A 23,559-nucleotide genomic window follows, 5' to 3' on the forward strand; every position below is an offset into this window, starting at 1 on the left:
CCGTCACCCCCGCGAAAGCGGGGGCCCATCTCCGAGCATATCCACTGACGAGCCGGCGCATTTTGCTGCTCGCGCGGGAGATGGGTCCCCGCTTTCGCGGGGATGACGAAGAGGGCATGGACCTCCTAGCTGACGACGCAGTGCCAGCAGATCAGCTGGCCGTCTTCGGCGTCGAAGCGCTCACCCACGCGCTCGAAGCCGTTGCGTTCGAGCACGCGCTGCGAGGCGAGATTGTCGAGCGCGGTCTCGGCAGTGATCGCCGTGACATTCGGCACGCCGCGTGCCCATTCGACGACTGCCCCGATCGCTCGGGTCGCACTGCCGCGACGCTGCCGATCGGAGGCGATGCCATAGCCGATGTCGATGCTGCCTCCTTCGGGCGGGCGCGTGATCGAGCAGAGGCCGACGACTTCGCCATCCTCGACGATCAGCCACGACGCCGGAGCGAAAGTGGCGCTGACTCGCTCCGCCAGCCCGGCGAGCATCTGCAGGATTTCCGGCGGTGCGATCGGGCTGTCGGCGAGCGTCAGGCCGCGCGGCGCACGGCCGTCCAGAAGCGCGGCATAGTCTGCCGCTTCCGTTTCGATGATCATTCAGTACCTCGATAAAATGCAGGAAAGCCGGCTTATTTGCCGGCACGCGCTCGCGCGTCAGAGCCGCATCGTGCGCACGCACGTCGACGCTCGGCCGCGCAAGCGGTCGGAGGCGACACGGGTGAGCAAAGGCGATCTCCTGTGAGGTTGGCGCCTGTCTGAAACCTCGGGCCCTGCTTGTAAACCCGAAGCTATTTTCAGAACGTGCCGGCCTCGGCTATCGGGCGCGCATGCGTATCCTTCTCACAGGCTCGTCCGGCTGGCTCGGCCGCTTCCTCGCACCGATGCTGCGTGCCCGCGGCGACACGGTCATCGGTCTCGATGTCGCACCGGGTGCCGACACCGACGTGATCGGCTCGGTCGCCGATCGCGCGCTCATCGACCGCCTCTTCGCCGAGCATGGTATCGAAGCGGTGGTCCACGGCGGCGCGCTGCACAAGCCTGATATCGCTCGCTACCCCGCCCAGGCGTTTATCGACGTCAACGTCACCGGCACGCTCAACCTCCTCGAAGCCGCGGCAAAAGCGGGGCACGATCGCTTCGTCTTCACGTCGACCACTTCGCTGATGATCTCGACGACGATCCGCAACGAGCTCGCCGACCACGCCGTCTGGCTCGATGAGAACAGCGGGCCGCTGGAGCCGCGCAACATCTACGGCGTCACCAAGCTAGCTGCCGAGCAGCTCTGTCGGCTCGCGCGTCTCGAGAACGGGCTGAATTGTATCGTCCTGCGCACCAGCCGCTTCTTTCCCGAGGACGACGACACGCACCGCGATCTGTCCGGCGAGAACATGAAGGCCAATGAGTTGCTCCACCGCCGCCTGACGGTGGAGGATGCCGCCCGCGCGCACATGGTTGCGCTGGATCACGCGCCCGAAATCGGCTTCGGCAGCTTCATCGTATCGGCGCCGACGCCGTTCGATCGGCAGGAATGCGACGAACTCAAACGCGATGCCGCGACAGTAATCGCGCGCTATTTCCCTGATGCACCCGCGTTATACGCTGCCAAAGGCTGGGAACTCCCCCGCAGTATCGGTCGTGTCTATGACGCCGCGCTTGCCGGGAAACTGCTCGGCTTTCGTTGCGAGACCGATTTCGGGACTGTGCTCGACGCCCTGCGGCAAGAAAAGCCGCTGCCGTTCGCACATGATCCGAACTATGTTTCGCCGAAGGAAGTATCAGGCGTGGGATAAGGGTCCTCCGCGCCTTGTGTTTGCGTAAAGACACAAGAGCTGCGGGGAATTCTGGATGCGCTGGATCGTTCGCGGGCTGATCGCCCTGGTTGCCGTGCTGTTGCTTGCGCTGACCGTGATCTATGGCGGATCCGAATGGGTGATCCGCAAGGGCCATGCCGTGCCGATGGCGGAAGTGGCGATTCCTGCCGACCCCGCCTCGATCGCCGAGGGTGCCCGCATGGCGCGTCTCGCCAGTTGCCGCGACTGTCACGCCGCCAATGGCGAGGGCATGGTTTTGTTCGAGGATCCGATGCTCGGACGAATCGCCCCGCCGCCGCTGGCGAAGGTCGCCGCGACGATGAGCGATGCCGAACTCGTCCGCGCCATCCGCCAGGGTGTCCACAAGGACGGCTCGTCGCTGTTCATCATGCCGACGCATGCGCTCGGCCACCTCTCCGATCAGGATGTCGGCCGCATCGTCGCGTGGATCCGTACCTTGAAGCCCGGCCCGAAGGATTCGCAGGCGACCATGTCCTATGGTCCGATCGGCCGCGCGCTGATCCTCGCGGGCAAGCTCCCGGCGATGGCGACTTCGGCCAAGGTCTCGGAGCCGACTCGTCCCGCCAGCATGGGCCGCTATGTCGTCGATTTCGCCTGCACTGCTTGCCACAAGCTCCATCAGGACGGGACCATGGAAGACGGCAGCACCCGGGTCCCCGCGCTCGTGCCGATCGTCGCTGCCTATGATCCGGCCAGGCTCAAGAAGCTGCTGCGCACCGGAATCGGCACCAAGCCCGACCACGGCGTGATGAGCAAGGTCGCGCGCGAGAGCTTCTTCGTGCTCACCGATCCCGAGATCGATGCGATCCAGGCCTATCTCAAGGGCGAAGCCGAGAAGGCGCCGGCGCAATAAGGCGGCCGTCGTGCCACCCCTTCCGTCACCCCGGCCTTGTGCCGGGGTCCACCGGGAGGCAAGCGGTTCGCGAGAGGCTCGAAGCCATTCAGCGAGGCTGAGTGGACCCCGGCACAGGGCCGGGGTGACGAATATAGGCAGAGCGCCGGCGCAATAGCTCCGCTTCCTATCGCAAAATTGCGTAGCGGGTTGCTCTCGCGCACGATTGGCCTAGATCGCCCCCATGGCCAGTAAACCGCTCACCCTGTACGAGAAGATCTGGGCAGACCATGTCGTCGAGCGCCGAAACGACGGCACCTGCCTGATCTACATCGATCGCCACCTCGTCCACGAAGTCACCAGCCCGCAGGCCTTTTCGGGCCTCCGCGCCGCGGGCCGCCCGGTGCGCCGGCCCGATCTCACCCTCGCGGTCCCCGACCACAATCTTCCGACCACCGCGCGTGTCGACGCCGCGGGGAACGCGCTGCCGATCGCCGACCCCGCCAGCGCGGGCCAGCTCGCCGCGCTGCGTTCGAACGTCGCCGAGTTCGGCGTGCCCTATATCGACGCGCTCGATGCGCGGCAGGGGATCGTCCATGTCGTCGGCCCCGAACAGGGGTTCACGTTGCCGGGCACCACGCTCGTCTGCGGCGACAGCCATACCTCGGCGCACGGCGCGCTGGGGGCATTGGCGTTCGGCATCGGCACGTCCGAGGTCGAGCACGTCCTCGCCACCCAGACGCTCCTCTTGCAGCAGTCCAAGACGCTCGAGATCCGCGTCGACGGCTCCTTGGGATTCGGTGTCAGTCCCAAGGACGTCGTCCTCGCGATCATCGGCAAGATCGGCGCGGCGGGCGGCACGGGCTATGTCATCGAATTCACCGGCGAAGTGATCCGCGCAATGTCGGTCGAGGGCCGGCTGACCGTGTCGAACATGTCGATCGAGGGCGGCGCGCGCTCGGGGCTTATCGCGCCCGACGAAACCACGTTCGCCTATTTGAAAGGCCGCCCGCTCGCGCCCAAGGGCGAGGATTGGGACAAGGCCGTCGCCTATTGGCGTACGCTCCCCACCGATGCCGGCGCGCGCTACGACAAGACCGTTCTGCTCCACGCCAGCGATATCGCCCCCTCGCTCACTTGGGGCACCAGCCCCGAGGACGTCGTGCCGATCACCGGCGCGATCCCGGATCCGGAGAGTTTCGCCGACCCCTCGAAGCGCGTCGCCGCGCAGAAATCGCTCGACTATATGGGGCTCGCCGCGGGCACGGCGATGCAGGACATTCCGATCGAGCATGTCTTCATCGGCAGCTGCACCAACAGCCGCATCGAGGATCTGCGCGCCGCCGCCGCGGTGGTGAAGGGCCGGCATGTCGCCGACCGCATCCGCCAGGCGCTGATCGTCCCCGGCTCCGGGCTGGTCAAATTGCAGGCCGAGGCCGAGGGGCTCGACCGCATCTTCATCGAGGCCGGCTTCGAGTGGCGCGAGCCCGGCTGCTCGATGTGCCTCGCGATGAATCCGGACAAGGTTCCGGCCGGCGAACGTTGTGCTTCCACCTCGAATCGAAACTTCGTAGGAAGGCAGGGTCCGGGCGCGCGAACCCATCTGCTGTCCCCCGCCATGGCGGCGGCGGCGGCGGTCACGGGGCGCCTCACCGATGTCAGGGAGCTGATGTCGGCGGATGCGTGAGGGGAGTTCGTATGAAGCGCGCGTTGATCGTGTTGATCGTCGGCACCGTGTTGAGCGGCCTCGCCGCGGCCTATGCCTCGGCACACAACAAGCCGTCGTCGGTGCAGTCGCCGCCCGACCCGAACTGAGCGGGTCCTCGATCCTCTGGAGTACCCGCTGATGGAACCCGTTCGCCAGGTCGAGGGGCGTGCCTATCCGTGGGGCGCCAAGAATATCGATACCGACATCATCATTCCCGCGCATTGGCTCAAGACCACGACGCGCGAAGGGCTGGGGCAGGGTGCGTTCGAGACGGTGCGTGCGCAGCCGGACAACATCTTCGACGATCCGCGCTATGCCGGCGCACCCGTACTGATCGCCGGCGACAATTTCGGCTGCGGGTCGAGCCGCGAGCACGCCGCCTGGGCGCTCGCCGACCTGGGCATCAAGGCCGTGATCGCGCCGAGCTTTTCGGACATCTTCTCGGGCAATGCCTTCAAGAACGGCATCGTCCCCGTGGTCCTGCCGCAGGAGGCGATCGACCGTCTGGTCGAAGTCGCACGCGACAATGAAGTCACCGTGGACCTCGAGACGATGACCGTCACCACGCCCTTCCAGGACCGTTTCCCCTTCCACCTCGATCCCTTCCGCCGCGACTGTTTGATGCAGGGGCTGGACGAGATCGGCATGACGCTGGCAAAAGATACCGAGATTTCGAAATACGAATCCGGTGTCGCCACGTCGCGGCCGTGGATCGCAGTGGGAGCGGGCAATGAAGGCACTATTGTCGCAGGCGCCGGGCGGACCTGAAACTCTAAGCCTCGCCGAATTGCCCGATCCGACGCCCAGCAAGGGCCAGGTGCTCGTCGCAGTGAAGGCCTGCGCGATCAACTATCCCGACGTCCTGATCATCGAGGACAGATACCAGTTCAAGCCGCCGCGCCCGTTCGCGCCCGGAGGTGAGATCGCCGGCACCGTCGAGGCGGTGGGCGAGGGCGTGACGCAGTTCGCCGCCGGCGACCGGGTGCTTGGGGTGATCGGCCATGGCGGATTGGCGGAGAAGGTCGCGGTGGATGCCGCGCGCCTCTATCCGCTTCCCGAAGGGCGCAGCTTTGCGGAAGGCGCGGCGCTGCTGCTCACATATGCCACGACGATCCACGCGTTGCTCGATCGCGGGCATCTGAAGGCGGGGCAGACATTGCTCATCCTCGGCGCGGCCGGCGGGGTCGGCCTCGCGGCGATCGAGCTCGGCAAGGCATTCGGCGCGCGCGTCGTCGCGGCGGTCTCTTCCGAAGAGAAAGCGGAAGCCGCGCGTGCGGCCGGCGCCGACGAGACGCTCGTCTATCCGCGTGCGCCGTTCGACAAGGAGCAGTCGAAGGCATTGAGCGAGGCATTCAAGGTCGCGGTCGGCCCCAAGGGCGCCGACGTGATCTACGATCCGGTGGGCGGCGACTATGCCGAGCCCGCGCTCCGTGCGATCGGATGGGAAGGGCGCTATCTGGTCGTCGGCTTCCCCGCCGGCATTCCGAGATTGCCGCTCAACCTCACGCTTCTCAAGAGTTGCGACGTCTGCGGCGTCTTCTGGGGCGCCTTTGCCGCGCGCGATCCGCAGGCCAATCAGGCGCATGTCGAGCACCTCTTCCGCTTGTGGGAGGAAGACAGGATCGCCCCGCGGGTGACGGAAACCTTCGCGCTGGCGGACGGCGGCAAGGCGATCGCGAAGATGGCCGCACGCCAAGCGATCGGGAAACTGGTGGTGACCGTTTAAAGCCCCTCCCCTTCAGGGGAGGGGTCGGGGGTGGGGGCCTGTCCGTCTCACCGAGACCTTTGCCTGCTGCACTGCCCCACCCCAACCCCTCCCCTGAAGGGGAGGGGCTTAGAGAGTTGCCTTGCCTCTCCCTCCCTCCTATCTCGGCGGAAACCGACACCCAGAGGCGAGCACCACATGACCACTTTCGACGATCGCGAGCGCGCATTCGAGGCGAAATTCGCCCGTGACGAGGACATCGCCTTCCGCGTCAGCGCGCGCCGCAACCGTCTGCTCGGTCACTGGGCAGCCGCCAAGATGAAGCTCACGCCCGAAGAGACCGACGCTTATGCCAAGGCGGTGGTCCAGGCCGATTTCGAGGAAGCCGGCGACGAAGACGTGATCCGCAAGCTGCTCGGCGACCTGATCGCCGCCGGCGTCGAAGTCGACGATGCGACGATCCGTCAGGCGATCGCGGAGCAGACGGTCGAGGCGCGCCGCCAGCTGATGGAATCGAAGTAAGATGGCAATGGCCGCGTCCGAGATCGAGGAGCTGATCCGCGCCGGCATCCCCGATGCGCGCGTTGAAATTACCGATCTCGCCGGCGACGGCGACCACTATGCAGCGCGCGTCGTCGCCCCCATGTTCAGGGGGATGCCGCGCGTGCGCCAGCACCAGGCGGTTTATGCAGCGCTCGGCGGGCGCATGGGCGGCGTGCTCCACGCGCTCCAGCTGACCACCGAAGCGCCAGCCGAGGAGTAGACAAGTGACCGACGACGTTCAGGCCCGCATTCAGGGGCTGGTTGATGCCAATCCCGTGCTCCTCTTCATGAAGGGCAGCCCGCTTTTCCCGCAATGCGGCTTCTCCAGCCGCGCGATCGCCATCCTCAACCATCTCGGCGTCGAGTTCGAAAGCGTCGACGTGCTCCAGGACCAGGGCGTCCGCCAGGGCATCAAGGCCTTCTCCGACTGGCCGACCATCCCGCAGCTCTATGTGAAGGGCGAATTCGTCGGGGGATCGGACATCATGATGGAGATGTACGAGAGCGGCGAACTCGCCCAACTGCTGGCCGACAAGGGCGTCGCGGCGCAGACTTAAAGCGACCCATATAATTATCGTCACCCCGGCCTTGTGCCGGGGTCCACCGAGGTGCCGGGCGAACAACAAGAGGCTCTTGCTTCTCGATCGCGGCGCACTGGACCCCGGCACAAGGCCGGGGTGACGTGTATCGGACGCCTTCTGTGCTCCGGCGAAGGCCGGAGCCCTGGATCACAAGCGCAACCCTATACGGCCACCGCTCCGGCCTGCGCCGGAGCATGGAGATAGCCGAACGCTACGAGTCGCTATCGATGTCGGGAAACCCCGGGTCGGGTGGGTCGACGCGAGACCGGTTAAGTAAGCGGTCGACCCACCCTGGAATGAAGCGTCGAAACGCTCGGGGTACCTGATACTCTGCACCCCGCGTGCCAGTTTCCGCGAACCGCACTTTTCCAGCCGCTTCAGTGGTTAACGGTCGCACTTTCGATCGCGACCCTGTAAATTTCCCCGACAGGCTGTCCGCACACCCGGCACAGGTCACGCACCGAACATAATCCGTTCATCGGTCATTCAGCGACTTGACTACAGACGTAATCGTGACGATTACAGGCGTAGTCAGGGAAGAGGGACTCATGACCGAACGGATCAGCGACGCCGAACATGCCGTGATGGAGGTGCTCTGGGAAGAGTCGCCGCTCACGGCGCAGGAAGTTGCCGAGCGGGTCCCCGCCGAGCGCGACTGGAGCGCCAACACGGTCAAGACCCTGCTCGGCCGGCTGCTCGCCAAGAGCATCATCGCGCATGAGGAAGACGGCCGGCGCTATCGCTACCGCCCGCTGGTCGCGCGCTCGGACTATGTCGTCGGGGAATCGCGCCGCTTCATGGACCGCCTGTTCGGCGGCAAGCTCACGCCGCTGGTGGCGCATCTCGCCGAACGCGATGCGATCACCGACCAGGATATCGCCGAGATCGAAGCGCTGCTGAAGGATCTCAAATCATGATCGGCTTCGCGATAGAGACCTTCGTCGCCACCACGCTGCTGATGCTGCTCGTGCTGGCGCTGCGCGGCCCCGTGCGGAAAGCGTTCGGGCCGCATATGGCCTATGCCCTGTGGCTGCTCCCGGTGGCGCGGCTGATCCTGCCGCCGCTTCCCGAGGGCTGGCGCGAGCAGGCGGCGGCGCCGGTCGCCGCGGCGAGCGACATCGTCGCGGTCTATTTCGTCGAGCCGCTCGGCGCTGCGCCCGCGGCGGGGGCAGAGGGCAGCTTCGGCCTGTGGATGGTGCTGCTCCTGCTATGGGCGCTCGGCGCCGCGGCGTTCCTCGTCTACCACCTCGTCTCGCACAGCCGCTACACTGCGAACCTGCTCCGCCGCGCCCGCGTCGATCGCACCGTGGCCCAGGGCAAGGTCCGCGTAATCGAGACTGACGCCGCGCACGGGCCTTTGGCCTTCGGCATCTTCCGCAAATATGTCGCGTTCCCGCGCGATTTCTCCGAGCGGTATGACGAGCAGGAGCGCGATCTCGCGCTTGCCCATGAGCTCGGCCACCACGTTCGCGGCGATCTGATCGCGAACTGGATCGCGCTGATCGTCCTTGCTCTCCACTGGTTCAATCCGGTCGCCTGGAAGGCCTTTCGCGCCTTCCGTGCCGATCAGGAAATGGCCTGCGACGCCCTCGTGCTCGCCGGCCGCGCCCAGGCGCTGCGCCATGCTTATGGTCGCGCAATCGTCAAGTCCGCGCATGGGGGTGCGGTCTCGGCGGCATGTCACTTGCACACGATAAACGAAGTCAAAGGGAGGTTACGCATGCTTTCGAAGACCCGGCAATTTTCCCCCGCCCGCGCCGCCACCGGACTGATCGGCATCGGCGCACTCTCGGTCGCCGCGCTCGGCTTCACTGCCTCGGGCACCTCCGCGGCCGAGACGCTCAAGACCAGGGTCGAGACCGTGACCGGTGTCTCGCTGGGCCAGGAAGTGCCCGCGCCGCCGGCACCGCCCGAGGCCGCCGAAGCTCCAGAGGCCCCCGAGGCTCCCGAAGCGCCGGAGATGGCGGAGGGCCCGCACAAGATCGAGCGCCACGTCTATCGCTATTCTGCCGACGACAAGAAGGACGGCAAGCAGGTCCGGAGAATGGTGATCGTCCGCGCCGATGGGAGCAAGGACGAGATCGACATGCCCGATGTCGACAAGATCCGCGCCTCGATTCCCGAGATTCGCGACGGCAAATGCGGCAAGGGCGACGGCAAACCCACGGTCGAGAATCGCGCCGAAGGCGGCAAGAAGATCATGATCATCTGCACCGACCGGATCGAAATGGCGGCGGCCGACGCCGAGCGCATGGCCATGCGGCACAAGGCAATGGGCATGGACAGCGCCCGCATGGGCCTGCGCATGGCGCGCCGCTCGATCGAGGACGAAACCAACATGACCGCCGACGAGCGCGCCAAGGCCCTCAAGGGCATCGACGAGGCGATGGCCGAACTCGAGAAGCAGCGCGACAAGGACTGACGAGAGGGGAGGGGTGTCCGCTGCCCCGCGGACTCCCTTCACGAACGGGGCCGGCTGAACTCCTTCGCAGCCGGCCCCGTTTACTTTTCTGCTGATTCCTCTCCCTTCTAGGGAGGGGCTAGGGGTGGGTAAGGAAAGGCCGGGCTCGATGCCCGGCCTTTCCTTTTCTTCCACGCATCTCGATGGGCTCGCTGTCGCTCGCACCCACCCCCAACCCCTCCCTTGCAGGGAGGGGAGCCATGTCGGCCTTGTCTAAACCTCCTCCACCCGCCACATCGCCCCCATGATCGAGGCTCCCACTGGCGTCGCGCTCGCGATCGAGCCGCTGGTCACGCGCGTTCTCGCGCCCAATCCGTCGCCCTTCACTTATACGGGCACCCAGACCTATCTGATCGGCACCACCGAACTCGCGGTGATCGACCCCGGCCCCGACGATCCCGAGCATCTGCAAGCCCTGCTCGCCGCGATCCATGGCCGCCCGGTGATCGCCATCCTCTGCACCCACACGCACCGCGACCACAGCCCTGCCGCGGCTCCACTCAAGGCCGCGACCGGCGCACCGATCATCGGCTGCGCCCCGCTCACGCTCGAAGATGCCGGCCCCCGCGCCGATGCCGCCTTCGACACGCATTACGCGCCCGATCGCATCCTCACCGACGGCGAGCGCCTCACCGGTCTCGACTGGACGCTCACCGCCGTCGCCACGCCTGGCCACACGTCGAACCATCTCGCCTTCGCGTTGCCCGAAGCCGGCGCCCTCTTCACCGGCGATCATGTCATGGGTTGGTCAACCACCGTCGTCGCGCCCCCCGACGGCGACATGGCCGCCTATATGGCCAGCCTCGACAAGCTCATGAACCGCGAAGACCGCATCTATTACCCCGCGCATGGCGAGCCGATCGAGCGCCCCCGCCGCTTTGTTCGCGGCCTGATGGGGCACCGCAAGCAGCGCGAGGGCCAGATCCTCCGCCTCCTGCGCGAAGACGTGGGCGCGATACCTGATATGGTCGAGCGGATGTATGTCGGCCTCGATTCGCGCCTCACCGGTGCCGCCGGCCGCTCGGTGCTCGCGCATCTGCTCGACCTCCAGACCCGCGGCCTCGTCGCCGAGGAGGGCGGCACGTGGAAGATGGCCGCGTGATGCGCTGGGGCTGCCTCAACTTCGGTGCGCTGCTGCTCGCGCTCGTCCTCGCGATCGGCGCGGGCTTCTGGTTCCTCGGCGATACCGTCAAGAGCCAGTTCCGCGGCCCGGACCCGATCACCGTGGCTCAGGCGAGCCTGCAGGGCCTGCGCGAGCAGAACCGTCTCTCCACCTTCGCCGCGCGCTATGTTGCGGTGGTCACGTCGAAACAGAGCCGCCTCGGCCTCAGCGCCGAGAAGACGCTGATCATGCCCGGCATGGTCCGCTACGAAGTCGATCTCGCCAAGCTCCAGCAGAAGAGCCTGTCCTGGGATGCCGCCAACAAGCGCCTGACCATTCTGTTGCCCCCGCTCGAAGTGATCGGCCCTGATGTCGATCTCGACGGCATCCGCGAATATTCGGAAGGCGGCCTGCTGATGCGCTTCACCGATGTCGAGACCCAGCTCGACGCCGCCAACCGCAAGGCCGGCCAGCAGGAGCTAATCCGCCAGGCGCGGAGCCCCATGCCGGTCAAGCTGGCGAAAGAGGCCACGCGTCGCGCGATCGAGCGCAGCTTCGCGATGCCGCTCAAGGCCGCCGGCCTCGACGCCAGGGTAGCGGTGTTCTTCCCCGACGAGCGCCCGACCGAAGATTGGGACCGCTCGCGCCGCCCGGAGGACGTGCTCGCCAATAAATGGTAACCGGTTGAGCTGCGCCTGACCTTTCGATACCTTCGTATCTGCAAGGGTGTGAGGGGGTTTCATGGCGACGCAGGCGACACCGCAGCCGGGATATGGCCGCGATGACCGGTTCTTCCTGACGATGGCGATCGCGATGGCGCTGACCATCGTCGCCGGTTTCTCCCTACAGCTCGCGGCGGGCCGTTCGAGCTTCGCCTCGCCGCCGCTCGTCCATCTCCATGCGATCACGTTCTTCGGCTTCGTCACGCTCTACGTCGTGCAGAATGTCCTCGTGACCCGCGGCTCGATCGCGCTCCACCGTCGGCTCGGCTGGATCGGCGCGATCTGGGCAAGCGCGATGGTCGTGATCGGCATCACGATCACCGCAAACATGACCCGGAACGGCACCACGCCCTTCTTCTTCCTGCCTGCTTATTTCCTCGTGATGAACTCGCTCAGCATCCTCTGCTTCGGCGGCCTCGTCGCCGCGGCGATCCTGCTCAGGCGGCGCACCGAATGGCATCGCCGGCTGCTCCTTTGCGCCGTGGCGGTGCTCACCGGGCCCGCCTTCGGGCGGTTGCTGCCGATGCCGCTGCTGATCCCTTATGCGGGCTGGTGGGTATTCGCCGCGGCGATGACCTGGCCGCTGATCGGCATTTTTGCCGATCTCCGCCGTCGCGGCGCCGTCCATCCGGCCTGGGGGTGGAGCGTCGCCGCATTGGTTGCGACGCAGCTCCTCACGGTATCGCTCCCCGCAACGCCGCTGGGCCTCGCGATCTACGGCGCATTGACGGCGGGCCATCCGGGCGCCGAGGTTCCGCCGCTGGAGTTTCCGCCGCCGCCCGCCGGTCCCTTGATCACCGGGCGTTAGACCGCCATTTGGGAGCCGAACGCTCTCGAAAAGGCCCGGACACCCATGGACGCACGCAACGGCATCGGCGGCAGCCTCGCCGGCCTCGACCTTCGCACCGAGATCGATCGGCTGCGCAAGGAACGCAACGCCGTCATCCTCGCGCATTATTACCAGAAGCCCGAGCTGCAGGACCTCGCCGATTTCGTCGGCGACAGCCTCGATCTGAGCCGGAAAGCCGCGGAGACCGATGCCGATGTGATCGCCTTTTGCGGCGTCCGCTTCATGGCCGAGACCGCGAAGATCCTCTCGCCCGACAAGATCGTCGTGCTCCCGGACATGAATGCCGGGTGCTCCCTCGAAGACAGCTGCCCGCCCGATCAGTTCGCCGCCTTCCGCGCGCAGCACCCCGATCACATCGCGCTCACCTACATCAACTGCTCGGTCGAAGTGAAAGCGCTGAGCGACATCATCGTCACCAGCTCCTCGGCCGAAAAGATCCTCAGCCAGATCCCGCTCGAGCAGAAGATCATCTTCGGCCCCGATCGCAATCTCGGCGGCTATCTCACCCGCACGCTCGGGCGCGAGATGCTGCTCTGGCCGGGCGTGTGCATCGTCCACGAGGCATTCTCGGAGACCGAATTGCTCAAGCTGCGCGCGCAGCATCCCGGCGCCCCGATCGCCGCGCATCCCGAATGCCCGCCGCACATTCTCGATCACGCCGATTATGTCGGCTCGACGCGCGGCATCCTCGATTTCGCGAAGAGCTTTCCCGGACAGACCCTGATCGTCGCCACCGAGCCGCACATCATCCACCAGATGGAAAAGGCGCTGCCCGAGAAGAACTTCATCGGCGCGCCCGGCGCGGACGGCAACTGCAACTGCAACATCTGCCCGTACATGGCGCTCAACAACATGGAGAAGCTCTACCTCGCGCTGCGCGACCTCAATCCGCGCATCGAGATAGAGGAAGGCATACGGCTGAAGGCGAAGAAGAGTCTCGACCGCATGCTGGAGATGGCGAGCGCCACGGTGGGACAGGGCGATCTCGGTCCGGTCCCGGCGGTCGGGGGAGATCCCCGGAAGGGCGACTAGGGTGTATCGACATTCAGATTTCCCCTCCCTGCAAGGGAGGGGTTAGGGGTGGGTAAGGAAAGCCGGGCTCGATGCCCGACCTTTCCTTCTTTTCCGAGCCGCTCGATGGGCTCGCTGACGCTCGCACCCACCCCCTGCCCCTCCCTTACAGGGAGGGGAGTTTCGTGGTTGAATGTCGATACAACCTAGGCACCACCCGTCATCCCGGCGACGCGATAGGGCCTACACCGTCACCATGTCGTACACGATCACCTTCGCCCACAGATGGCTGCACTTGGCGACGAAATCCTTGTGCACCGGATGGTCCTGATAGGTCTTCTGGTCGGCGACATTGTCGAACACCATCAGCTCGGAGACGTGGAAGCTCGAATCCACCACGTCGCGCTGCTCGGTGGATGCCGGCACGCCGATCTGCAGGCTGCGGACGACGTCGACCGCGGCGAGCTTGCGCAGTCCCGCGATCAATTGCTCGCGATCCGCCGCCGATTCCGGGTTCCTCAGCCAGAAGAAGACGTGATGGACGATCTTCCCGCCCGCCGGCGCCGCCGCGGCCGGACCCGCGGCCATGGCGGCCGCGCCCAGTGCGGCGCCCTTCACGATATCCCTGCGATTGACTGGCATCCTGTCATCTCATCCTTCCGATGGCCGCGGCGCCGGGGCCGCATTGATTCCGCTTGGTATCGTCTCCGCGCCGATGTCCGGGGTCAAGCGCGACCGCGCGGAGGCGAGGGTTTATTCGGGTAGCTGAAATGCCTCCCTGGCACGGGCGGCCTGTTCACGCACCACGCACCCCTCCGCATGATCGTTGATCAGTCCCATCGCCTGCATGAAGGCGTAGACGGTGGTCGGCCCGACAAAGGCCCAGCCGCGCTTCTTCAGGTCCTTCGACATCAGGATCGACGCCGGCGACGTGGAGGCGGTCTGCGGTGGCGCAAGTTCGTCCGGCGCGGGCTCGAAGCGCCAGACATAGGCGGCGAGCGAGCGGTGCTGCTTGACCACTTCCTGCGCGCGCCGGGCGTTGTTGATGACCGCTTCGATCTTGCCGCGATGGCGGACGATGCCCTGGTCCTGCAGCAGGCGCGTCACGTCGGTGTCGGTGAACCCGGCGATCCGGTCGAAGTCGAAATGGTGGAAAGCCGCGCGGAAATTCTCCCGCTTGGCGAGGATCGTTCGCCAGCTCAGTCCGGATTGAAACCCTTCGAGGCATAATTTCTCGAACAGACGACGATCGTCGCTGACCGGGAAACCCCATTCGCTGTCATGATAGGCCAGGAATTCGGGCGCCGCCGCGCACCAGCGGCAACGTGGTTTTCCGTCCGGTCCCGCTATGGTCGCACTCATCGTTCAGCCTTTCTGAGAGGCGAGCCGGTTATCGGCCCGGCTGCCTGTTAGTTTGAGATGATCGATGAACCTAAGCCGCTTCGCCCGCTCCGAATAACGGCAGCGCCTCGCTCTCCCCGACCTCCGCTTCGAAGTTCGAAACCGTAACCCCCACCAGCCGGATCCCCTTCTCCGGCGGCAGCACCAGCCCGATCAGCTCGCGGCTCGCCGCTTGCAGCGCTTCCTGTGTCCGCACCACCGACGTGAAGCTCTTGCTCCGGGTGATCTGCTTGAAGTCGGCGAACTTCACCTTCACCGTCACGGTCCGCCCGAATGCTTGCGCCTTGTCGCACCAGTCCCAGACCTCGTCGGCCATGCGCAGCACGCCCGCCTCGATCTCGGCCGCCTCGGTCAGGTCGCGGTCGAACGTCGTCTCCGATCCCGAGGATTTGCGCTCGCGCGACGGGTTCACCGGCCGGTCGTCCTGCCCGCGCGCGATGGCGTGATACCATTCGGCCGCGCTGCCGAAATGCGCCCGCAGGAAGTCGATCGACTTGTCGCGCAGGTCCACCCCGGTCTCGATCCCCAGCCGCTTCATCTTCGCCGCGGTGACCGGCCCCACGCCGTGGAAGCGCGCCACCGGCAGCGTCTCCACCCATGCCGCGCCCATTTCGGGCGTCACTGCGAACTGGCCGTTGGGCTTGCGCTGGTCCGATGCGAGCTTGGCGAGGAACTTATTGTACGAAATCCCCGCCGAGGCGGTCAGCCCGGTCTCCTCCAGGATCCGCGCGCGGATCTCCTTCGCGGTCGCCCAGGCGGTCTCGATCCCGCGGCGATTGGCGGTCACGTCGAGATAGGCTTCGTCGAGCGACAGCGGCTGGATCAGCTCGGTATAGTCGGCGAAGATCGCGTGGATCTGCCGGGACACGGCCTTGTAAACTTCGAAACGCGGCTTCACGAAGACGAGCTCGGGGCAACGCCGCAGCGCGGTCACCGAAGGCAGCGCCGATCGCACGCCGAAGGTCCGCGCCTCGTAGCTCGCCGCCGCGACCACGCCGCGCGCGGCGGCATAGCCCACCGCCACCGGCCGCCCCCGCAGCTCGGGCGCATCGCGCTGCTCGACCGACGCATAGAAGGCGTCCATGTCGATATGGATGATCTTCCGGCTGGCGGACGGTTGATTGTCCTGGGACGTCAACGACCTGGTTCCTGATCCATGCTGGCTGCGGCGGACGAAAGCCCCTCGCTTCCGGCATTCGGATTACCCCGTGATTGCCCAGAACGCCACCGTGAAGAAGAACATAACGGGAAATATACCGGTCCCTGTCGCCGATCGTGCTGTCGCCCTTTACGGAAGTGCTGCCTCGTACAGGCCATGATGCGTGAGGATGAACAGCGTGCGCCGGTCCGCTCCGCCGATCAGCAATTGTAGCGGGCGTTCGGGAACGTCGATGCGGCGGATCGGCTTTCCGCCGGAATCGTAGACGAACACCTGTCCGTTCGCGACATAGAGGTTGCCGGCGGCATCGCGCGCGACGCTCTCGCCACCGCGCTCGGCGACGACCTGGAGATCGGTGACGCTGCCGGCAGCGCCGACGAGCCCGCTATAGGTGCGGTTTTCCGACGCGTTGGTGAGCACCACCCGCTCGCCGGGCCGCGCGGTGACGAGGCCGTACGCGTCGAGCGAGTCCGACCAGCGCCAGCCCTGATGATCGTCGGGCCCCTGGTTCCAGACGCGGAAGGCAGGGAGCACCAGCGATCCGTCCGGCGAGACATATTCCTGCGGCTTCGGCGCAGCCATCGCGCGCAGGAAGAAGTCGGCCAGCGTCGGGAACTGATAGGTGGCCGGATCGATCCGGTCCGCGAATTCGCCATTCGCCCACATGTTCACCGGCAATGCCGTGACGGCGCCCTCACGCGGTTTGGCTGGCGTCGGCGCGATTACCCGCACGTCGGCAGGCTTGGCCGGATCGATGCTGTAGACGGTGGCGTCGCGCCCGGCCGAGGACAGCACCATCAGCCTGCCCGAGCGATCGATCGCGAGGTTGACCGGATCGAGCGGCGCATCGGCGACGATCGACAGGCCTTCGGCTTGCGACCAGCCATGGATGCGATGGAACTGGCGGTCGACGAAGTAGAGCTTGCCCTTGGCGTCGATCGCCGCGCCCGCGATCGAATAGAAGCCGTCGGCCAGCTTTCGAACACCGGGCGAAACCGGGACCGCCGACGCACTGGCGGCGGGGGAGGGGATAGCCGGCACGTCGAGCCGGGCGAACTCGCGCTCGCGCACTTCGCGCTGGCCGGTCATGTCCTTGATGGCGTTCTCGAAGGGGAACTTGCTCGCGCGTAGATAGGTGCCGCAGCCCTTGGCGTCGCAGCTGGCGAAGCCGCTCTCGGCGTTCACATGCACGTTGCGGAAGCGGATATCGCTCGAATTGTACAGTTTCACCGCCGCATCCATCGGCTTGATCGAACGGGTGACGCGATAGCCGTGATAATTGGCGAACAGGATGTTGCGCGAGTTGCGGAACTCGGTGGAGATCGCGTTCACGCCGTCGCGCACTTCCTGCTCGGTCTGCGGCGCCAGGAATTCCCAATTCTCGACATTGTCGAGCACGATCTCGGCGCGGTAATGATGCTCCGCCGAAAGCTCGTAGACATGCCCCGGCGTCCGGGTGTTCGAGACATAGAAGCCTGCCGATGCCAGCGTGTTGGGCGACCAGATCGCCGCGAAGGTGCCGCCGCCGCCGTCGGTCACCCAGATGCTGGGATGCTGGCCGTCGAAGCGCGCTTTGGGATCGCCGAAGCCGATCGGGCTGCCCTTGGTCAGCACCGTGCCGCCGCCGCCCTGGATCTTGACGTCGTTGACCATCGACGCCTCGCCCGCCTTCCACAGTAATGCAGTGGCGCGCGGATTGACGCCGCCGGTCCACAGCCCGATCCCGGAGACGATCGCATTGCCGCCGCGCGCGCTCTCGATCAGTGCCTTGGCGCTGCCCACGCCCGCATAGGACGGGGTCTCGTCAGGCAGATAGAGATGGGTGAGGCTCGGGTGCAGCGAGATGAGCACGCTGTCCGGGCGCAGCCTGATCGTGTCGGTGACGCGGTAGCGGCCCATCGGCAGATAGACCACGCGGTGCGTGTCGATCGCCCGCTGCAGCGCGGCGGTGTCGTCGGTCTCGTCGTCTCCCTTCACCCCGAGGTCGCGGACATTGGCCCATTCGCTTACCGGCGGCAGCGCGCGGATCGCCGGTGCGCGGCGCGCCGGCATCCGGGCGAGCGGGACCATCGTCACGTCGGTCGCAAATTCGCCCATCGCGCCGAGTTCGGGCAGCTTGAGGCCGTAGGAGAAGTCGCTGACGCGGTAGTGCCGGCCTTGCCCGGACACATTCTTGCCGCTGTCGCGGAAATGGGCAAAGGTCGGGGTGTTCGACGCGACTGCATTGTCGAAGCCGATCTGCGTGAAGACGCTGCCTTCGTTCGAGATCACCACGCCGGCGCGCGAGACGTTCTCGAAGCGAACGTCCTTGCCCCAGAGCGAGTCCGAATGGCCGCGATCGATTTCGATCCCGACGGGCGTGTTGCGGATCGCGACGTTGACCAATGTCAGGTCGACTTCGTGCTCGCGGATCGCGGCGTCGCGCTGGCCTTCGAATTCGGAATCGATCAGCGTGAACTGCCAGGCGGGCGAGGTCTTCTCGGTGAGGATGCCGTAGCGGCCGCCATAGAAGCGGAGATTCTCGCATTCGTTCCCCGCCTGGTAGATGCCGGCGAGGCCCGAGCCGAGGTGGAAGTCGATATGGCGCAGGAAGCCGTGCTGGGCGACGCGGAAACGCACCGCGACGGCGCCGGCATTGCCCTGGCCGATCTCGAAATCGACATTGGACAGCGCCGAATAGAAGGTGCTCGAAGTGGCGTCGAAGATGTTCGGGTTGGCCGGAACGCTGGTGGGCGGCGGCACCGGCACCTTGCCGACGCGGTACTGGTCCTCGCCCGTGAAGCTGACCATCGCCGCCACGCCGGCGCCGAAGCCCGCGCTGTTGTCGGCCAGCAATATCACCGGACGCGTCGCCCCGACGCCGAATATGCGCACGGCCGAACGCACGAAGATCGTGCGGCTGATCCGGTAGCGGCCCGAGGGCAGGAAAACCACGCCGCCACGTCCTCCCGCGGCCGCGGCGTCGATCGCCTGCTGGATCGCGGTGCTATCGTCGGCGCGGCCGTCGCCGACGCCCTTGACCGTGAAGGCGCGCGGGTCCTCCGGAGCGGTCAGATAGACCGAGGTCGATTTGGCCAGAGCGGGGAAAGGCGACAGCAGCAAGGCGACGCAGAGCAGGCAAAAGGCCTTCATCGTCTATCTCCCGGAGGGGCCAAATTCGAAGAATGGCCGGCAGTCCGCCGCAGTCGGCGGCACGGCCCGATCCGCAACGATCCCGCCTTAGTGGCGGGGAACAGTATCAGAAGCCCGACAGGGCGATCTCCTGCGCCGCGATCGCGACCTGGGTCCGGTTGCGCACGTTGAGCTTGCGCATCAGCGCGGTCATGTGCGCCTTCACCGTCGCTTCGGCGATACCGAGCTCGAAGGCGATCTGCTTGTTGAGCTGGCCCGAACGGACGCCGCGCATCACCTTGATCTGCGTGGGCGTCAGCTGGAACGGCGCGCTGGCGGCAGGCATTCCGGCGCGCTTCGCTACCGTTTGGCGATCTTCGTTTCCCGTCATGGCATCCTCGCTCCCTCGGCTCTTCGGCCCGTCGCGCCGCGGTTTCGCGTCCGCGGCAGCTGCGCCCCTGTTCCGGTTGGATGGAATCAGTTGGACAGATTTTGAATATGTTCCGGTAATCTTCCTCGAATCAAGCCCTATTCGTGCATTTGTGCAAAAATCTGTCCTACAGATTATGCGGTCGGGCGTCCCTTCTCGTCATTTCGTGAAGGCGGGAATCCGGGGCCACGCAGGACCGGCCGGGTAGAATGACTCTGGAATCCTCAGCCTAACGCGCCGCGTCGATATCGACCTTAGCCCATGCAAGAACCTCGGCGCACAATTGCTCGACCGGGCCGTAGCAATGCAACACCAAGGCGCGCTCGTCGGCCATGGGGCGCTCCAGCGCGGCGAACTGGCTCCCGAGCAGGCTGGGCGGCATGTAATGGCCGGATCGGGCGGCAAGCCGGTCCGCGATTTCCTCGCGTTCGCCGTCGAGCAACACGAAGAGCAGCGGCACGCCCGCCGCGCGTTCGAGCCGTTCGCGATAGCTGCGCTTGAGCGCCGAGCAGGCAGCGAGTGCGACACCGTTGTCAATCACGGCCGTGCCAATGGCGGCGCCGAGCCGGTCGAGCCAGGGCCAGCGGTCGGAATCGGCCAGCGGCTGCCCGGCGCGCATCTTGGCGATGCTCGCGGCGGCGTGGAAATCGTCGCCTTCGAGCGCGGGGCAGTCGAGACGCGCGGCGAGGTGTTCGATCAACGTCGATTTGCCGCAACCGCTCACGCCCATTGCGACGATCGCGCAGCGCGGCAGCGCAGCCGGATTCCTCAGTGATTGCACCGCCGACTTCACCCTTTCGTCACCGTTCGCGCAGGCCTGGGCCATGCATCTGAGGCAATCCTATCAGGCGCGCGGCATGCTTTGACCATTGCGACCTTTGTCGCGGTCGCTGGCATTCCCCGGCGGGCCTATGCGCGGATGATCCTTTGGAATCTTGCGAAAGGCGGGCAGCGTGAGGGGCGGGGTGACAGCTACGATCGCCGCCTGCATGGTCGTCGCGGCAATGCAGCTCGGCGCTGCCGCCATCGCGCAGCCGACTTCTACATTCTCCGTCGCGCCGCAGGATCCCCGCGCAATCACGGTCAAGGCGCGCGGCGACGGCGTCGCCGACGACAGCGCCGCGATCCAGACGGCAATCGATGCCGCGGCGGCAAAGCCCGGCGGCGGCATCGTCTTCCTCCCCTCCGGCCGCCATCGCATCACGCGTACGCTCTATATCTGGCCCGGCGTGCGCCTGTTCGGCGTCGGCAGGAAACGGCCGACGATCCTGCTCGCCCCCGCAACGCCCGGTTTCCAGACCGGCGTGGCCACCATGGTGTCCTTCGCCGGCAACCAGCCGGGCGGCGCCGCGCCGGGGCCCAGCGGCGTGGTCGCTCCCCGTCGGGTGGCGGTGCCGCCGCCGACCGGCGTTCCCTTCGATCCGCGCATCGCCGATGCCAATTCGGGCACCTTCTATTCGGCGATGGCCAATGTGGATTTCGAGATCGGGGCAGGCAATCCCGCCGCCACGGCGGTACGCTTCCACACCGCGCAGCACAGCTATCTCGCGCATATCGACTTCCATCTCGGATCGGCGCTGGCCGGCATCTATCAGGTCGGCAATCTCGGCATCGACCTGCGCTTCTACGGCGGGCGCTACGGCATCCTCGCGGAGAAGACCTCGCCGGCCTGGCAATATACGCTGCTCGATTCTGAGTTCGTCGGGCAACGCGACGCCGCGATCCGCGAACATGAGGCCGGGCTGACCCTGGTCAATACGGTGTTCCGGGACACGCCCGTGGGGATCGAGATCGATCGCGGCTATGGCGACTGGCTCTGGGGCAAGGACGTGCGCTTCGAGAATGTCTCGCGGGCCGGCGTGATCATCAGCAACGAAGCCAACGCCTATACCCAGGTGGGTTTCGAGAACGCGGTGGCCAGCCGCACGCCGATATTCGCCCGGTTCCGCGATAGCGGGAAGACCGTTGCGGGTCCCGCGACGCACTATCGGGTCAAGGCGTTCACGCATGGATTGACGCTGCCGGGGCTGGGCCGGACCGGCAGCTTCGCGACGCGGCTGGATGCGAGTCCGCTGTCGGCGCTGCCGCGCCGTCGCGCTCCGGCGATCCGGGCGTTCCCGGCTGTAGCGGCATGGACCAATGTCCGCGATCTCGGCGTGCGGGGCGACAATGCGGCGGACGATACCGCCGCGCTGCAGCGGGCGATAGACACGCACCGCGTCCTCTATTTCCCGGCCGGCTTCTACCGCGTCACCGATACGCTGAAGCTGCGTCCCGACAGCGTGCTGATCGGCCTGCATCCGGGCTTCACCCAGATCGCGCTCGCCGACGACACGCCCGCCTTTCGCGGCATCGGCCCGGCGAAGGGGCTGATCGAGAGCGCGCGCGGCGGCGACGCGATCGTCTCGGGGCTGGGTCTCGCCACCGGTGGCGTCAATCCCCGTGCAACGGCGTTGCTCTGGCGCGCGGGCCTTCGCTCGCTGGTCGATGACGTCAAGTTCCAGGGCGGGCACGGCACGAACCTCGCCGATGGCAGCCGCTTCGATCCCTATAATGCCGATCACACCGGCGATGCCGACCCGAGGAAGCGCTGGGACGGGCAATATGCCAGCCTGTGGGTGACCGATGGCGGCGGCGGGACCTTCAACGGGTTATGGACCCCCAGCACCTATGCCCAGGCTGGGCTTTATGTGTCGGACACCGACACGCCCGGATATGTCTACCAGATGTCGGCCGAGCATCATGTGCGCGCCGAGATCGTGCTCGATCGCGTGCGCAACTGGGAATTCCTCGCGCCGCAGACCGAGGAGGAAGCGGGCGAGAGCCGCACCGCGGTGGCGCTCGAGGTGCGCAATTCGCGCGACATCCTGTTCGCCAATTTCCACGGCTATCGCGTCACCCGCTCGCTCCAGCCGGCGCCGGCGGCGATCAGGCTCCTCGGCTCGATCGACATCCGGTTCCGCAATGTCCACGTCAATGCCGAGAGCGGTTTCGCCACCTGCGATGCCAATGGCTGCGGCACCTATCTAAGGGCGAGCAAATATCCCTATTCCAACGCAATCCAGGACCTGACGCGCGGCGTCGAAGTGCGTGAGCGCGAATTCGCCGTCCTCGACGTGACCGACGCGCCGGTTCCGGCCGCAACGCCCTCGGTCTTGCCGGTCAAGCGTCTCGCCGGCGATTTCTACGCGCTGGGCGGCGGCGCGGTGGATGCCGCGGGCAAGCTCTATTTCGTCGACCGGCAGTTCCACCGCATCCACGGCTGGTCGGAGCGGGAGGGGCTGTCGATCGTCGCCGATGCGCCGCTCGATCCGATCAACCTCGCAGTCGATCGATCGGGCGATCTGTTGGTGCTGTCGTCGCACGGGCCGGAGGCGACGGTGTACAGCATCAGGCCCGGCGAGCCGCAGACGGTGCGCGTGATCGCGCCGACGCCGGTCGCCGATCGCGCGGGCGCGCGTGTCGCGCTGCCTGGCAGCTTCTGGAACAATGGCGAGTTCCGCGACCAATATGATCCCGCCGCCGATCGCTTCACGACGCTCGCCGAGATGTTCGCGCGTGACATGACTGCGCCCAAGCCCCGCGAATATGTCTCCCCCGACAAAAGCCTGGTCCTGCCGGCCTTTCGCGTCTGGCAGCAGGGCCCGGCCAATCATCTCGGCTGGCGCTTCTCTGACACGCTCGACACCTATGGCTGGGTCACCGGCAAGATCGGGGAGCGAGTTTATCTCGCCAATGGCTCCGAGAACCTCACTTATTCCGGCCTGCTCGGCGCCGGCGGCGTCATTACGGATCTCAAGCCATTCGCGGGGCGGGGCGGGGAGAGCGTCGCCACCGGCCCGGACGGGCGCGTCTATGTCGCGAACGGCCAGGTGTTCGTCTATGCGCCCGACGGCCATGAAATCGGGCGGATCGATGTGCCGGAGCGCCCGCTGCAATTGCTGTTCGGCGGCGCCGACGGGCGCACGCTGTTCATTCTCACGCACCACGTGCTCTATTCGGCGCAGCCTTGAGCCCGCGTCTCCCGCGGCCGCGCCTGCGACCATGGTCGTAGATGATGGAGCGCTCGTGATCCGGTAAGACCCCGGGGCACTGCAGCGTGAAGCATCACCGAA

General features: G+C 66.3%; 23 protein-coding genes. 16 read left to right on the plus strand and 7 right to left on the minus strand.

Annotated elements, in window-relative coordinates; all coding sequences use genetic code 11:
- Positions 1 to 125: 125 nt before the first annotated feature.
- Positions 126 to 593: a GNAT family N-acetyltransferase gene (locus ASE13_RS04365; RefSeq protein ID WP_056611924.1), complete on the minus strand. Its 468-nt coding sequence runs from the start codon at positions 591 to 593 to the stop codon at positions 126 to 128.
- Here ASE13_RS04365 and ASE13_RS19730 point away from each other — a divergent pair.
- From ASE13_RS19730 to nadA, 15 genes are all read left to right on the plus strand, one after another.
- On the plus strand, positions 586 to 738 hold the full coding sequence (locus tag ASE13_RS19730; RefSeq protein WP_156404735.1) for a hypothetical protein: 153 nt from the start codon (positions 586 to 588) through the stop codon (positions 736 to 738). The genes ASE13_RS04365 and ASE13_RS19730 overlap by 8 nt on opposite strands.
- An 85-nt stretch (positions 739 to 823) precedes the next feature.
- Positions 824 to 1,786 (plus strand): NAD-dependent epimerase/dehydratase family protein, encoded by a 963-nt coding sequence (locus ASE13_RS04370; RefSeq protein WP_056611928.1) that lies wholly within the window; start codon positions 824 to 826, stop codon positions 1,784 to 1,786.
- Positions 1,787 to 1,841: 55 nt separating this feature from the next.
- Positions 1,842 to 2,681, plus strand: coding sequence for a c-type cytochrome (locus ASE13_RS04375; protein ID WP_056611930.1), 840 nt, complete (start codon positions 1,842 to 1,844; stop codon positions 2,679 to 2,681).
- 223 nt (positions 2,682 to 2,904) lie between these two features.
- Entirely contained in the window at positions 2,905 to 4,347 is a 1,443-nt protein-coding gene (gene leuC, locus ASE13_RS04380) for a 3-isopropylmalate dehydratase large subunit (RefSeq protein ID WP_056611933.1), read from the plus strand.
- Positions 4,348 to 4,506: 159 nt separating this feature from the next.
- A complete protein-coding gene (leuD, locus tag ASE13_RS04385) occupies positions 4,507 to 5,136 on the plus strand; it encodes a 3-isopropylmalate dehydratase small subunit (RefSeq protein ID WP_056611937.1) in 630 nt (209 codons plus the stop codon).
- Positions 5,099 to 6,094: an NADPH:quinone oxidoreductase family protein gene (locus ASE13_RS04390; RefSeq protein ID WP_056611940.1), complete on the plus strand. Its 996-nt coding sequence runs from the start codon at positions 5,099 to 5,101 to the stop codon at positions 6,092 to 6,094. Before leuD ends, ASE13_RS04390 begins: the two co-directional genes overlap by 38 nt.
- Positions 6,095 to 6,271: 177 nt before the next feature.
- The gene (locus ASE13_RS04395; protein ID WP_056611944.1) at positions 6,272 to 6,595 is read left to right on the plus strand and encodes a DUF1476 domain-containing protein; all 324 of its coding nucleotides are present in this window, start codon (positions 6,272 to 6,274) and stop codon (positions 6,593 to 6,595) included.
- A gap of 1 nt (position 6,596) precedes the next feature.
- On the plus strand, positions 6,597 to 6,836 hold the full coding sequence (locus ASE13_RS04400) for a BolA family protein (RefSeq protein ID WP_056611947.1): 240 nt from the start codon (positions 6,597 to 6,599) through the stop codon (positions 6,834 to 6,836).
- A gap of 4 nt (positions 6,837 to 6,840) precedes the next feature.
- Positions 6,841 to 7,173 carry a Grx4 family monothiol glutaredoxin gene (grxD, locus tag ASE13_RS04405; RefSeq protein WP_056611950.1) on the plus strand — a complete coding sequence of 111 codons (333 nt, stop codon included), beginning with the start codon at positions 6,841 to 6,843 and terminating at the stop codon, positions 7,171 to 7,173.
- A 572-nt stretch (positions 7,174 to 7,745) separates the two neighbouring features.
- Positions 7,746 to 8,114, plus strand: coding sequence for a BlaI/MecI/CopY family transcriptional regulator (locus ASE13_RS04410; protein WP_056611953.1), 369 nt, complete (start codon positions 7,746 to 7,748; stop codon positions 8,112 to 8,114).
- Entirely contained in the window at positions 8,111 to 9,619 is a 1,509-nt protein-coding gene (locus ASE13_RS04415; protein ID WP_056611956.1) for a M56 family metallopeptidase, read from the plus strand. Before ASE13_RS04410 ends, ASE13_RS04415 begins: the two co-directional genes overlap by 4 nt.
- A gap of 283 nt (positions 9,620 to 9,902) precedes the next feature.
- A complete protein-coding gene (locus ASE13_RS04420; RefSeq protein ID WP_056611960.1) occupies positions 9,903 to 10,760 on the plus strand; it encodes an MBL fold metallo-hydrolase in 858 nt (285 codons plus the stop codon).
- A complete protein-coding gene (locus ASE13_RS04425) occupies positions 10,742 to 11,440 on the plus strand; it encodes a DUF4230 domain-containing protein (RefSeq protein WP_235536837.1) in 699 nt (232 codons plus the stop codon). The genes ASE13_RS04420 and ASE13_RS04425 overlap by 19 nt, the downstream gene beginning before the upstream one ends.
- A 61-nt stretch (positions 11,441 to 11,501) precedes the next feature.
- Positions 11,502 to 12,290 carry a hypothetical protein gene (locus ASE13_RS04430; protein WP_235536838.1) on the plus strand — a complete coding sequence of 263 codons (789 nt, stop codon included), beginning with the start codon at positions 11,502 to 11,504 and terminating at the stop codon, positions 12,288 to 12,290.
- A gap of 45 nt (positions 12,291 to 12,335) precedes the next feature.
- The gene (gene nadA, locus ASE13_RS04435) at positions 12,336 to 13,364 is read left to right on the plus strand and encodes a quinolinate synthase NadA (protein ID WP_056611966.1); all 1,029 of its coding nucleotides are present in this window, start codon (positions 12,336 to 12,338) and stop codon (positions 13,362 to 13,364) included.
- Between the two features lie 222 nt (positions 13,365 to 13,586).
- Here nadA and ASE13_RS04440 read toward each other — a convergent pair whose 3' ends face one another.
- From ASE13_RS04440 to ASE13_RS04465, 6 genes are all read right to left on the minus strand, one after another.
- The gene (locus ASE13_RS04440) at positions 13,587 to 13,985 is read right to left on the minus strand and encodes a Dabb family protein (RefSeq protein ID WP_082596359.1); all 399 of its coding nucleotides are present in this window, start codon (positions 13,983 to 13,985) and stop codon (positions 13,587 to 13,589) included.
- A 111-nt stretch (positions 13,986 to 14,096) separates the two neighbouring features.
- Entirely contained in the window at positions 14,097 to 14,705 is a 609-nt protein-coding gene (locus ASE13_RS04445) for a DNA-3-methyladenine glycosylase I (protein ID WP_056611970.1), read from the minus strand.
- Positions 14,706 to 14,775: 70 nt separating this feature from the next.
- Positions 14,776 to 15,828 (minus strand): DNA polymerase IV, encoded by a 1,053-nt coding sequence (gene dinB / locus ASE13_RS04450; protein ID WP_056611973.1) that lies wholly within the window; start codon positions 15,826 to 15,828, stop codon positions 14,776 to 14,778.
- A gap of 204 nt (positions 15,829 to 16,032) precedes the next feature.
- Positions 16,033 to 19,035: a glycosyl hydrolase family 28-related protein gene (locus ASE13_RS04455; protein ID WP_082596360.1), complete on the minus strand. Its 3,003-nt coding sequence runs from the start codon at positions 19,033 to 19,035 to the stop codon at positions 16,033 to 16,035.
- A 106-nt stretch (positions 19,036 to 19,141) separates the two neighbouring features.
- A complete protein-coding gene (locus tag ASE13_RS04460; RefSeq protein WP_056611976.1) occupies positions 19,142 to 19,360 on the minus strand; it encodes a response regulator transcription factor in 219 nt (72 codons plus the stop codon).
- Between the two features lie 313 nt (positions 19,361 to 19,673).
- Positions 19,674 to 20,174: a gluconokinase gene (locus tag ASE13_RS04465; RefSeq protein WP_082596595.1), complete on the minus strand. Its 501-nt coding sequence runs from the start codon at positions 20,172 to 20,174 to the stop codon at positions 19,674 to 19,676.
- A gap of 259 nt (positions 20,175 to 20,433) precedes the next feature.
- Between ASE13_RS04465 and ASE13_RS04470 the strand changes: the two genes are divergently transcribed.
- Positions 20,434 to 23,457 (plus strand): glycosyl hydrolase family 28-related protein, encoded by a 3,024-nt coding sequence (locus ASE13_RS04470; protein WP_056611982.1) that lies wholly within the window; start codon positions 20,434 to 20,436, stop codon positions 23,455 to 23,457.
- The last annotated feature ends 102 nt before the right edge of the window (positions 23,458 to 23,559 follow it).

The sequence above is a fragment of the Sphingomonas sp. Root241 genome (genome assembly GCF_001428865.1).
In the GTDB taxonomy this organism is placed as follows: domain Bacteria; phylum Pseudomonadota; class Alphaproteobacteria; order Sphingomonadales; family Sphingomonadaceae; genus Sphingomonas.